At 68.9% G+C, this 12,271-nt stretch carries 11 protein-coding genes; 10 read left to right on the top strand and 1 reads right to left on the bottom strand.

Annotated elements, in window-relative coordinates:
- Positions 1–44: 44 nt before the first annotated feature.
- The 4 genes from IEY58_RS10805 to IEY58_RS10790 are packed head-to-tail and all read left to right on the top strand — an operon-like array spanning position 45 to position 4,858.
- Positions 45–1,088, top strand: coding sequence for an ABC transporter substrate-binding protein (locus tag IEY58_RS10805; RefSeq protein WP_189045526.1), 1,044 nt, complete (start codon positions 45–47; stop codon positions 1,086–1,088).
- 7 nt (positions 1,089–1,095) lie between these two features.
- Positions 1,096–2,877, top strand: a complete 1,782-nt coding sequence (locus IEY58_RS10800; protein ID WP_189045524.1) for an ABC transporter permease — start codon at positions 1,096–1,098, stop codon at positions 2,875–2,877.
- Positions 2,874–4,019: an ABC transporter ATP-binding protein gene (locus tag IEY58_RS10795; protein ID WP_189045522.1), complete on the top strand. Its 1,146-nt coding sequence runs from the start codon at positions 2,874–2,876 to the stop codon at positions 4,017–4,019. The genes IEY58_RS10800 and IEY58_RS10795 overlap by 4 nt, the downstream gene beginning before the upstream one ends.
- Positions 4,020–4,063: 44 nt before the next feature.
- Positions 4,064–4,858, top strand: coding sequence for an enoyl-CoA hydratase/isomerase family protein (locus IEY58_RS10790; RefSeq protein ID WP_189045520.1), 795 nt, complete (start codon positions 4,064–4,066; stop codon positions 4,856–4,858).
- A 54-nt stretch (positions 4,859–4,912) separates the two neighbouring features.
- Here the strand turns inward: IEY58_RS10790 and IEY58_RS10785 are convergent, their stop codons facing one another.
- Positions 4,913–5,611, bottom strand: a complete 699-nt coding sequence (locus IEY58_RS10785; RefSeq protein WP_189045518.1) for a pirin family protein — start codon at positions 5,609–5,611, stop codon at positions 4,913–4,915.
- Between the two features lie 266 nt (positions 5,612–5,877).
- On the opposite strand from IEY58_RS10785, the gene IEY58_RS10780 reads away from it, so the two are divergent.
- The 6 genes from IEY58_RS10780 (at position 5,878) to IEY58_RS10755 (ending at position 12,271) form a co-directional block, all read left to right on the top strand.
- Complete coding sequence (locus IEY58_RS10780; protein WP_229743648.1) at positions 5,878–6,258, top strand: Zn-ribbon domain-containing OB-fold protein; 381 nt, start codon at positions 5,878–5,880, stop codon at positions 6,256–6,258.
- A 1-nt stretch (position 6,259) separates the two neighbouring features.
- Complete coding sequence (locus IEY58_RS10775; RefSeq protein WP_189045516.1) at positions 6,260–7,411, top strand: thiolase; 1,152 nt, start codon at positions 6,260–6,262, stop codon at positions 7,409–7,411.
- A gap of 76 nt (positions 7,412–7,487) precedes the next feature.
- Positions 7,488–9,587, top strand: coding sequence for an acetate--CoA ligase family protein (locus IEY58_RS10770; RefSeq protein WP_189045514.1), 2,100 nt, complete (start codon positions 7,488–7,490; stop codon positions 9,585–9,587).
- Complete coding sequence (locus IEY58_RS10765) at positions 9,587–10,450, top strand: MaoC/PaaZ C-terminal domain-containing protein (RefSeq protein ID WP_189045512.1); 864 nt, start codon at positions 9,587–9,589, stop codon at positions 10,448–10,450. The genes IEY58_RS10770 and IEY58_RS10765 overlap by 1 nt, the downstream gene beginning before the upstream one ends.
- Positions 10,447–11,508: an acyl-CoA dehydrogenase family protein gene (locus IEY58_RS10760; RefSeq protein ID WP_189045510.1), complete on the top strand. Its 1,062-nt coding sequence runs from the start codon at positions 10,447–10,449 to the stop codon at positions 11,506–11,508. The genes IEY58_RS10765 and IEY58_RS10760 overlap by 4 nt, the downstream gene beginning before the upstream one ends.
- Complete coding sequence (locus IEY58_RS10755; RefSeq protein ID WP_189045508.1) at positions 11,501–12,271, top strand: enoyl-CoA hydratase/isomerase family protein; 771 nt, start codon at positions 11,501–11,503, stop codon at positions 12,269–12,271. Before IEY58_RS10760 ends, IEY58_RS10755 begins: the two co-directional genes overlap by 8 nt.

Here is a 12,271-nt window from a genome sequence, read left to right as displayed (position 1 = left end):
CGAGAACCAAGCAGGCCCGGAACCAACGGGGAGGAGCGCTTACGATGAACGGGGCAAGATGGGCATCGTCGCTGCTGGCGGCAATAGGATTGGCGGGCCTCGCACTCTCGACGGCGTCGGCCGAGACGACACAAGAGAAGGCGCTCTACGACGCGGCGAAGAAGGAGGGCGCCGTCAGCTGGTATTCCGGCATCCTCGACCAGCCGATCTGCGATCAGGTCGGCAAGGCGTTCCAGGCCAAATATCCTGGCATCCAGGTGAGTGCCATCAAGACGACCTCGCAGGTCGCGTTCCAGCGCCTGCTGCAGGACCTGAAGGCCGGCCAGGTTCAGTCGGACGTGTTCACGACGACCGACATCGGCCACATGATGTTCCTGAAATCCAAGGACCAGCTCGTGAAATACGTGCCGGAGAACGAAGCCGGCATGGTCGACGCGGTCAAGAACGTCGATCCGGACGGCTATTTCCACACGAGCTGGGTCGGGATCTCGGCCATCGTTTACAACACGGCCAAGGTCAAGCCGGCGGATGCGCCCAAGGACTGGCCGGACCTGACCGATCCGCGCTGGAAGGGCCAGATCACTTTCGGCAGCCCGAACTACAGCGGCATGGTCGGGGTCTGGACCGTGGCGATGGAGAACCGCTACGGCTGGGACTATTTCACCAAGCTGAATGCGCTCGACCCGCAGATCGGCCGTTCGATCGACGATGCGGTGACCGTGCTGAACTCGGGCGAGCGCATCGTCGGCATGGGCAATGCGGCCTCGGCGCTCCGGAGTGCCGCCAAGGGCAACCCGCTGGCTGTCGTCTATCCGTCGTCAGGCACGCTCATCGTGATTTCGCCCTCGGCCATCATCAAGGGCACGCCCCATCCGAATGCCGCCAAGCTGTTCATGGAGTTCCTGACCGGGCCGGACTATTCGAAGATCCTTGCCGCAAACTTCGAGCAGCCGCTGCGCGGCGACGTGGCGCCGGCGGCGGGCGGCAAGTCCTTGGCCGACATGAAGCCGTTCGCGCCAACGGCTGATCAGATCGAGAAGCAGCTGCCGCCGAACAAGGCGAAATGGCGCGACACGTTCGGCATGTGAGGCGGCGATGACCCGACGATCACTGGCCCCGGACCTGACCGGCGGCGACCTCGCCCCGGTGGCAAAGCCAGCGGTGGCGACGCCAGCAGAGTCGGCAGCGCGGCCGGCCCGGCGGTTCGTCACCCTCGATCCATCGACCGTGATCTGGGTCGGCGCCACGCTGCTGCTCGTCTTCATGATCGTGGCGCCGATGGCGCGGCTGTTGTTCTCGAGCTTCCAGTCGACAGAGACCGGTCAGCTCACGCTCGAGAACTACGTCACGGCCTATGGCAACCTGCGCCGGCTCGTGGGCCTCGGCAACTCCCTGCTCTACGGCGCCGCCGTCGTGCTGGTCGCGACCGGCTTCGCCGTGCCGCTCGCCTGGGCGGTCGCGCGGACCGACATGCCGGCGAAGGGGCTGGTGCGCGCCACGGTCCTGGGCGCCTTCATCACGCCGTCCTACCTCGGCGCCATCGGCTGGATCCTCTTGGCCGGGCCCAACGCCGGCTGGCTCAACCGGCTCTGGATGGCGCTCACCGGCGCCCACGCCGGTATCGTCAATGTCTACAGCTTCGCGGGCCTGGTGCTGGTGACGGCGCTCTATGCCTTTCCCTACATCTTCGTCTTCACCGCCGACGCGCTCGACCGCGTGTCGTCGGAGATGGAGGAAGCCGCGCATATCCTGGGCCTCAGCCCCTTCCGCACCATCCTGCGCGTGACCCTGCCGCTGGTGCTGCCGGCGATCCTGGGCGGCGCCATCATCGTGTTCCTGGACACGGTGGCGCTCTTCGGCACGCCGGCGGTGATCGCGCTGCCGGCACGCGTCAACATCATGACACTGCAGCTCTGGCAGTTCTTCGAGTTCCCGGTGCGGGCCGAGGCGGCCGCCGCCTATGCCGTGCCGTTGGTGCTCATCACCATCGCGATGCTGGCACTGCAGCGGACGATCCTTGGCCGCAAGGGCTATGTGTCGCTGACCGGCAAGGGCGGCGGGCGCAGCCTGATGCGGCTCGGCCGCCTGCGCTGGGCCGTGCTGGGCTTCTGCTTTACCGTATGCGCGCTTGCAGTCTTCCTGCCCTATCTGGCGCTGGCGCAAGCCGCGTTCAGCCGGGCCTGGGGCCAGGGCTTCTCCTTCGCCAACCTGACGCTCGGCAATTTCGCCTATCTGTTCGGCGAGGCGTCGAGCCGCCAGGTCATCCTCAACACCTTCATCTTTTCGGCAGCGACCGCGTGCCTTGCGGTCGTGCTGGCGCTCATCGTCGCCTATGTGGTGGGCCGCCGGCTGGTGATCGGCGGCGGCGTGCTGGCCGGACTCTGCATGGCGCCGCTGGTCGTGCCCGGCATCGTGCTGGCGATCGGCCTCTATGCGGTCTATTCCGCACCGCCACTCATGCTCTACGGCACCGCGGCAATCCTGGTGCTGGGCTTCACCACCCGCTTCCTGCCGATCGCGTTCGCGAACTGCACGGCAAGCCTGCGCTCGCTCAATCCCGAGATGGAGGAGGCGGTGCGCATCCTGGGCGGCAGCCGGTTCGTCGCCGTGCGCCGCGTCGTGGTGCCGCTCCTCAAGAAGAGCCTGATCGGTACCTGGCTGCTCGTGTTCATCCCGGCCTCGCGCGAGCTCAGCACCGCAATCTTCCTGGTCGCGGCCAAGACCCGGGTCATCTCGGTCATGATCCTCGATCTCAGCGAGAACGGCAGCTTCGAGACGCTGGCTGCCCTGGGCTTCTTCCTGCTGGGCGTCACCATCCTGATCGTGCTCGCCGGCTACCGGCTGGTCGGGCGCGACTTCCTGCTGAGGAAATCATGATCGAGACGGGCCGTTCCTCCTCCGACCTGGCCCCCTCCGGCCTGGCCCCCTCCGACCTGGTCGCACCAACGCTGCCGCGCCTCTCGCTCGCCGGCGTCACCTGCGCCTTCGGCAATTACGTCGCGGTCGACCGGCTCGACCTCGACATCATGCCGGGCGAGTTCGTCTCGCTCCTCGGTCCGTCCGGCTGCGGCAAGACCACGACGCTCCGCATGATCGCGGGCTTCGTGAAGCCGACCGCCGGCACCATCGCCATGGACGGCACGCCGATCTCGTCGGCGAGCGTGGCGCTGCCGCCGGAGAAGCGGCAGATGTCGATGATCTTCCAGAGCTATGCCGTCTGGCCGAACATGACGATCGGCGAGAACGTGGCGTTCGGGCTCAAGCTGCGCCGCCTCGATGCGGAGACGATCGCCCACAAGGTGCGCGAGGTGCTGGAGACGGTGCAGCTCGCCCATCTCGTCGACCGCTATCCGGCGGAGCTCTCGGGCGGGCAGCAGCAGCGCGTGGCGCTGGCACGCGCCATCGTCGTCCGGCCGCGCGTGCTGCTGTTGGACGAGCCGCTGTCGAACCTCGACGCCAACCTGCGCGAGGAGATGCGCTACGAGATCCGCCGGCTGCACGACGCGTTCGACTTCACCACGGTCTACGTCACCCATGACCAGAGCGAGGCCATGGTGACGTCTGACCGGATCGCCGTCATGAACAAGGGCCGGATCGAGCAGATCGACGCGCCCTATACGCTCTATACGAGGCCGCGCACCCGCTTCGTCGCGAGCTTCATCGGCCGGACCAACCTGATCGAGGGCACGTGCGAGGGCGACCAGATCCGTTTCGACGGGTTCGGCTTGCCGCGCGGTGCCTTCGAGAACGGGGGCCGCGATCTCGAAGCGAGCGTCCAGCTGTCGGTCCGGCCGCAGAGTGTGACGCTCCTGCGCCGCCCGCCGATCACGGACGCGCGCTGCATCGTCCGCAGTGCGCTCAAGGAACGCGCCTTCCTCGGCGAGTCCTGGGACTATATCGTGTCGCCCGAGGGCAGCGGACTGCGCCTGCGCGTCGCCGCCGTTCCGTCCGAGGTGTTCGAGGTCGGCGACACGGTCTGGCTCGCGCTCGACCCGCAGCAGATGACGGTGGTGGTCTGAACCGCCGGACCTAAAGCAACAATCGACCACGAGGACATGACACCATGGATATGGCGACCGCGACCGACGAGCTCCTGTACGACGTCAAGGACGGCGTCGGCACCATCACCTTCAACCGGCCGCAGGCCCGCAATGCGCTGACCTTCGCCATGTACGAGCGGCTGGCCGAGATCTGCGAGGAGGTCGGGCGGACCCAGTCGGTCAAGGTGCTGGTGCTGACCGGCGCCGGCGAGAAGGCGTTCGCCGCCGGCACCGACATTTCGCAGTTCCGCGCGTTCAAGACCCAGCAGGATGCGCTCGACTACGAAGCGCGCGGCAACCGGGTCATGGGCATGCTCGAGGCCTGCCCGGTGCCGACCATCGCCGCCATTGCCGGCGCCTGCACCGGCGGCGGCGCCGGCATCGCCGCCTGCTGCGACATCCGCATCGCGACCGCCGACGCCCGCTATGGCTTCCCGATCGCACGCACGCTCGGCAATTGCCTGTCCATGGCGAACTATGCGCGGCTCTACACGCTGCTCGGGCCCGCCAAGGTCAAGGACATCATCTTCACCGCGCGGCTCATCGAGGCGCCGGAGGCCTTGAGCATCGGCCTCTTCAGCGAGGTCCTGCCCGACGCGGCGGCGCTCCATGCCCGCGCGGCCGAGCTTGCCCAAACCATCGCCGGCCATGCGCCCCTGACGCTGCGCGCGACCAAGGAGGCGATCCGCCGTATCAGCCAGAAGATGCGGCTCGAGGAGGAAAAGGACCTGATCCTGATGTGCTACATGAGCAGCGATTTCCGGGAAGGCATGGAAGCCTTCCTCAACAAGCGCCAGCCCGCCTGGAAGGGTGAATAACCTACAGCCGGGCGGGTGCGGCACCCGCCCGGCTGTCGGTGACCGACGCGGCCATCAGGCCGCGTCGACCAGCACCAGTTCGGAATCTTCGAGTGCAGTGACCGTGAGCACCGTTTCCTCGCGGATCGCGGCCCCGTCGCGGGCGTCGATGCGCACGCCGTTGATCTCGACCGCGCCCACCGCCGGGACGATGTAGGCACGCCGCCCCTCGCCCAGGCGATATTCGGTCGTCTCGCCGGCCTTGAGTGTGGCACCCAGCACGCGGGCGTCGGTCCGGATCGGCAGCGCGTCGCCATCGGCCTCGAAGCCGCTCGCCAGCGCTACGAACTGGCCCGAGCGGTCGCCCCTGGGAAAGGGCTTGGCGCCCCAGGACGGCTTGTCGCCGCGACGGTTGGGCTCGATCCAGATCTGGAAGATCCGCGTCAGGCCCGGCTCGAGGTTGTATTCGGAATGGACGATGCCCGACCCGGCGCTCATCACCTGCACGTCGCCGGCCTCGGTGCGACCCTTGTTGCCGAGATTGTCCTGATGGGTGATCGCCCCCTGCCGGACGTAGGTGATGATCTCCATGTCCGCGTGCGGATGCGGCGGGAAGCCGGTGCCCGGCGCAATCTCGTCATCGTTCCAGACGCGCAGCGCACCCCAGTCCATCCGGTTCGGGTCATAGTAGCTCGCGAACGAGAAATGATGCTTCGCCTTGAGCCAGCCATGGTTGGCCCCGCCCAATCCGGCGAACGACCTGCGCTCGATCATGATGCCCATCCTTTCGCGCCGACCATCGGCGTCCTTGAGATGCATCAAAGATAGCGCGTCCCGGAGGCGCATAAATAGAAACTATAGAAAATTATAGTTTCTGAAAAATTCCCAATGATCTGACGGCTGACCTCGATGAAATGACACGTCAGCCATTCTGTATATGGATTGACATTCCACAGGAGAAATAACACCCTCTGTCCGTGACCGTGAGGAACGAGAGTCCATCCCGGATCGAACCGGGCAAGCGCGAGGGAGAAACGCCATTGAGCACGACAGCTGACGCGCCGAGCGGCCCCCAGGCGCAATTCCTGGCGCATCTCAAGGACGGGCGCTTCATGATCCAGCGCAGCCGTTCGACCGGCCGATATGTGTTCTACCCGCGGATTGCCATCCCGGGCAGCGGCGAGACGGACCTTGAATGGGTCGCAGCCTCCGGCCTGGGCACGGTCCATGCCATCACGGTCAATCGGGCACGCGAGGGCGCCTACAATATCGCGCTCGTCGACCTGGACGAGGGCCCGCGGCTGATGAGCCGCATCGAGGGCGTCGAGACCGTGCCGATCGGCACGCGCGTCCAGGCGCGCATCGTAACGCTCGAGGGCGAGCCCGCGATCGTGTTCGATCCGGTCGGGGAGAAGAACTGACATGGCCCACGCCCTGAAAGGCCGCACGGCCATCGTCGGCATCGGCACGGCCGGCACCGGCGAGGCGCCCGGCCGGACCGCGATCGAGCTTCTGGCCGAGGCGTCGCTCGCCGCGATCGCGGACGCGGGCCTGAAGCTCGCCGACATCGACGGCCTGTTCGCCGCGACCAGCACCCATGCCTTCCCGACGCTCTCGGTCGCTGAATACCTGGGCGTGAAACCGCGCTTCTTCGACGGCACGAACGTCGGCGGCTCGAGCTTCGAGATGCATCTGCTGCAGGCGGCGCTGGCGCTCGACGCCGGGCTCTGCGATGCGGCGCTCATCTGCTACGGCTCGAACCAGCGCACGGCCGGCGGCCGGCTCGTCTCGATGAGCGAGCCGCAATGGCACGAGACGCCCTTTCGGCCGCGCCACCCGATCACCGCCTATGCGCTGGCGGCGAGCCGGCATATGCATCAATACGGCACGACGCGCGCGATGCTGGCCGACGTCGCGGTCGCGGCGCGCGCCTGGGCCAACCTCAACCCCGCCGCCTTCGCCCGCGGGCCGCTCTCCCGCGACGACGTGCTCGCGAGCCGCATGATCAGCGATCCGCTCACCACCCGCGACATCTGCCTCGTCACCGACGGCGGCGGCGCCTGCGTCATGGTACGTGCCAACCGGGCGCGAGACCTTAAGCATAAGCCCGCTTATTTCCTCGGCGGCGCCGGCGCGCAATGGCATCGCTCGATCGCCCAGATGCCGGACCTGACGGTGACCGCCGCCTCCGACAGCGGTCCGCGCGCCTTCGCCATGGCGGGCCTGGCACAGCCAGACGTCGACTTGGTGATGCTCTACGACGCCTTCACCATCAACACGATCCTGTTCCTCGAAGACCTGGGCTTCTGCCCGAAGGGCGAGGGCGGAAGGTTCGTCGCCGACGGTGCCATCGCGCCCAGCGGCCGGCTCGCGGTCAACACCAACGGCGGCGGGCTCTCCTGCGTGCATCCGGGCATGTACGGCATGTTCCTGATCATCGAGGCCGTGACCCAGCTGCGCGGCCAGGCGGGCGAGCGCCAGCTAAAGAAGTGCGACATCGCCCTCTGCCACGGCAATGGCGGCACGCTGTCGAGCCAGGTGACCGCGCTGCTCGGCAGCGACGCGGCGCTGTAGGCGATGCGGGCTGGATCTGCCGAAAAGTCCCTCTCCGCCCTTCGGGGCGGAGAGGGAGAAGGAAGGAACTAGCGCCATGGAGCGGTTCTCCAGCCTCACCGGCCTCCTGGCGCCACGCTCGGTCGCCATCATCGGCGCGTCGAGCGATCCGACGCGCATCGGGGGCCGGCCGATCGCCGCCATGCTGCGGCGCGGCTTCCAAGGCCGGATCATGCCGGTCAACCCGAACCGGGCGACGGTCCAGGACCTGCCGGCCTTCGCGTCGATCGCCGACCTGCCCGAGGTGCCGGACGTGGCGATCGTCGCCGTACCGGCCGAGGCGGCGGTCGCGGCGGTCGAAGAATTGGCAGGACGCGGCGTCAAGGGCGCGATCGTGTTTTCCGCCGCGTTCGCCGAGGTCGGTGCCGAGGGTGCCGCCCTCCAGGCGCGCATGGCCGCGGCCGCGCGCGTGGGCGGCATGCGGCTTTTGGGCCCGAACGCGCTCGGCGCCTTCAACGACCGCATCGGCTTCTATGGCATCTTCTCGGCCAGCCTCGAGACCGGCTATCCGCCGCCGGGTCGCATCGGCATCGCGAGCCAGTCGGGCGCCTATGGCACCCACGTCTTCGCCGTCGCGCGCGAGCGGCGGCTCGGCACGCCGGTCTGCGTCACCACCGGCAACGAGGCCGACGTCACGGTCGGCGACGTCATCGGCTGGATGGCCGAGGACCCGGACATCGACGTGATTACCGCCTATCTCGAGGGCATCCGTGATGCCGAGAGCTTCTTGGCCGCCCTCGAGGCGGCGCGTGCGGCCAAGAAACCAGTTGTCGTCATGAAGGTCGGCCGCAGCCGCCTCGGCCAGGCGGCCGCCCGCTCGCACACCGCCTCCATCGCCGGCGACGACGCGGTGACCGATGCGGTGCTGGCCGAATATGGTGCCGTGCGGGCGCGCACGACCGAGGAGCTGCTCGATATCGCCCAGCTCGCGACCCGGCGCATCTATCCGGCGCGCAACACGCTGGGCGTCATCACGGTTTCGGGCGGCGCCGGCGTGCTGGTGAGCGACGCTGCCGAGGAGCTAGGGCTCGCCATGCCGCCGATGCCGGTCGCCGCACAGGAGCGGCTGACCCGGCTGCTGCCCTACGCGGCCCCGGCCAATCCGGTCGATTGCACGGCCCAGGCCCTGAACGACATTTCGCTGGTCGGCCAGTTCACCGAGGCGATGGTTGCCGACGGCGACTATTCGTCCGTGCTCGCCTTCTTCACCCATACCGGTTGGGCGGCGTCGATCGCGTCCGGCCTTAGGCGCGAGCTGGGCGGCGTGCGCACCCGCCATCCCGATCGGCTCTATGTGCTCTCGGTCCTGGCCTCGCCCGAGCTCGTCGCCGGCTACGAGGCGGAGGGCTTCAGCGTCTATGGCGACCCGACGCGCGCGACCGTCGCGATCGCCGCCATGGGCAAGTTCGGCGCGGCCTTCGCGCACGAACCCGGCCTGCCGCCGCCCGATGTGCCGCCGATCACGCTGCCGGCCGAGACGCCGAACGAGGCCGAAGCAAAGCGGCTCTTGGCCGAGGCCGGCATCGCGGCGGCGCCGGAGCGCGCCTGCACCACGGCCGAGGCCGCAGTCGAGGCCGCCAGCGCCTTTGGCTTCCCGGTCGTGATGAAAATCCTGTCGCCGGACATCCTGCACAAGTCGGAGATCGGCGGCGTGCTGCTCGACGTCGCGACGGCGGACGATGTCCGCGCCGGGTTCGCCCTGTTGATCGAGCGCGCACGCCACCACGCGCCCGACGCGCGCCTCGAGGGCGTGCTGGTCGCCAAGCAGCTGAACGGCGGCGTCGAATGCATCCTCGGCATCCACCGCGACCCGGTGTTCGGGCCGATCGCCATGTTCGGCCTCGGCGGCATCTTCGTCGAGGTGATGCGCGACGTCGCGTTCCGGCGCTGCCCGTTCGGCGAGGATGTCGCCGACGAGATGATCCGCAGCATCAAGGCGGCCCCCTTGCTGTTGGGCGCCCGCGGCCGGCCGCCGGCCGACATCCCGGCGCTGGCACGCATGCTGGCGCGGCTATCCGTGCTGGCGTACCAGGCGGGCCCTCGGCTCACGTCGATCGACCTCAACCCGGTCGTGGCGCTGCCGGCGGGCGAAGGCGCCTATGCCTTGGATGCCGTCATCGAACTGGGAGCCCACTGATGGCCATCGACCACGACCATCTGATGAATTTCCCGATCCCGGAGGTGCGCCAGCGCGTGACCCCGCGGGACGCAGTGTTCTACGCGCTCTCGGTCGGCCTCGGCCAGGACCCGCTCGACCGGCGGCAGCTCGATTACGTCGATCACCACCGGGCGCTCAAGGCCTTGCCGTCCATGGCGGTCGTGCTGGGCCATCCGGGCTTCTGGCTGCGGGACCCGCGCACCGGCGTCGACGCGGTGCGCCTCGTCCATGGCGAGCAAGGCATCCGCCTGCTGAAGCCGCTGCCCGTCGACGGCGAGATCATCGGCCGGACGCGCGTCATCGGCCTCGTCGACAAGGGCGCCGGCAAGGGCGCCTTGCTCTATAGCGAGAAGCAGGTGATCGACGCCGCGACCGGCGACCTGCTGGCCGTGACCGAGAGCACGACGTTCCTGCGCGGCGACGGCGGCTTCGGCGGGCCGGCGGGACCGATCAAGCCGCCGCACCCGATCCCGGAGGGGGCGCCCGACTGGACGATCGATCTCGCGACCCGGCCGGAACAGGCGCTCTATTACCGCTTGAACGGCGACGACAATCCGCTGCACGCCGATCCGGGCACGGCCGAGAAGGCCGGCTTCCCGCGCCCGATCCTGCATGGACTCTGCACACTCGGCGTCGCCGCACACGCGCTGTTGCGCGCGCTCGGCGACTATGACGCGGCGCGCTGCCGCTCGCTCGCCCTGCGCTTCACGGCACCGGTCTTCCCGGGCGAGACGATCCGTACCGAGATCTGGCGCGACGGAGCGTTCCGCGCCCGCGTCGTCGAGCGCGACCAAATCGTCGTCAACAACGGCCGCGCCGAATTCGAGGGAGTGCGCCCATGAGCGTCGCGGAAGAGCGCGCCGACAATATCCGCATGCTGCGCGACAGTGCCGCCGCGGTGGTGCCGCGCGGCAGCGACCTGGCCCGTATCCGCGCGCTACGCTTCGGAATGCCGGGCTTCGACCGCGATGTGTGGCGCGAGATCGGCGAGATGGGCTGGATCGGCCTGCGCCTGCCTGAGGCCGCGGGCGGCGCGGGGCTCGGTATGGCCGAGTTCTGTGCACTGGCCGAAGAGCTGGGCCGCGGCCTGGTACCGGAACCGCTCGTCACCGGCGCGATGGCGGCGCGCATGCTGGGCGACGCGACGCCGCCGGCGCTGGTCGACGGCAGCCGGATCATCCTGCCGGCCTGGCAGGAACGGGCCGACACGGTCGCGGCCGGAACCGACACTCGGCTCGACGCCGGGCGCGTCACCGGCCGAAAAGTCTTTGTCCCGATGGCGGCCGGCGCCGACGCGTTCCTGGTCACGACCCGCGAAGGCCTGGCGCTGGTCGCGGCCGACGCCCCGGGTGTGACACTCGACTGCGCCAAGACCCAGGACGGCGGCCATTGGGGCACCGTCACGTTCGAGGCGGCGCCAGCCGAGCCCGTGCCGGGCACGACCGAGGCCGCGATCGAGGAGGCAACGCTCGCGACGGCTGCCTATCTCCTGGGTGTCATGGAGCAGGGCTTTGCCATGACGCTCGAATATCTGCGCACGCGGAAACAGTTCGGCCGACCGATCGGCAGCTTCCAGGCGCTGCAGCACCGCGCGGCCGACCTCAAGCTGCAGATCGCGCTCAGCCGCGCCAGCATCGAGAGTGCCGCCGCCACACTCGACGCCGGGCCGCTCTCCCCCCGTAGACGCGCCGCCGTGTCGCGTGCCAAGGCGCGCGCGGCCGACGCGAGCCTGCTGGTGACGCGCCAGGCGATCCAGCTGCACGGCGGCATCGGCTATACCGACGAATATGACGTGGGCCTGTATCTGCGGAAGGCGATGGTGCTGGCGAACGCGTTCGGCTCCGCCCAGACCCACCGCACCCGCTTCGCGGCCCTGATGCCGGAGGACGACGATGTCTGACGATAAGATGCTGCAGGAGGAGCGCGACGGCGCCGCCGTCGTGCTGACGCTCGACAACCCCGCCCGGCGCAACGCGCTGGCCTTGCCGATGCGATTGGCGCTCATCGAGGCACTGGAGCGCAACGACACGGACCCGAGCGTACGTGCCATCGTGCTGGCCGGCGCCGGCGGCCATTTCAGCTCGGGCGGCGATATCACGGCCATGGACGCGGCCGATTTCGCGGCCGGGCGCGAGCGTTTCCGTCTCAATCACCGGCTGGTACGCCTGATGGTGAAGAGTGCCAAGCCGATCATCGCCGCGGTCGAGGGCTGGTGCGCCGGGGGTGCCGTGGGCCTGGCGCTCTGCTGCGACACGATCGTGGCCGCGGCCGAGGCGCGCTTCGTGCTGTCGTTCGGCAAGATCGGGCTTATCCCCGACTATGGCGTGCTGCACAGCCTGCCGCTCCGCATCGGCCAGGGCCGAGCGCGGCAAATGATGCTCTATGGCGAGCCGGTGGCGGCCGCCCAGGCGCTCGAGATCGGCCTCGTCGACCAGATGGTGCCGCCGGGCACGGCGCTTGGCGCAGCACTCGACCGGGCGCGCCTCTTCGCCGGCACGGCGCCGCTGCCAGTTGGGCTCACCAAGCAATATCTGGCGGCTGGGCTCGACGCAGCGCTCGACTGGGAACGCGACATGCAGGCGGCGATGTTCCTGACGGCGGACCATGCCGAGGGCAAGGCGGCGTTCCTCGGCAAGCGCCCGCCGGCCTTCACGGGGAAATGA

Source organism: Aliidongia dinghuensis (genome assembly GCF_014643535.1).
In the GTDB taxonomy this organism is placed as follows: domain Bacteria; phylum Pseudomonadota; class Alphaproteobacteria; order ATCC43930; family CGMCC-115725; genus Aliidongia; species Aliidongia dinghuensis.
This window is presented reverse-complemented; position numbering and strand designations above follow the sequence as displayed.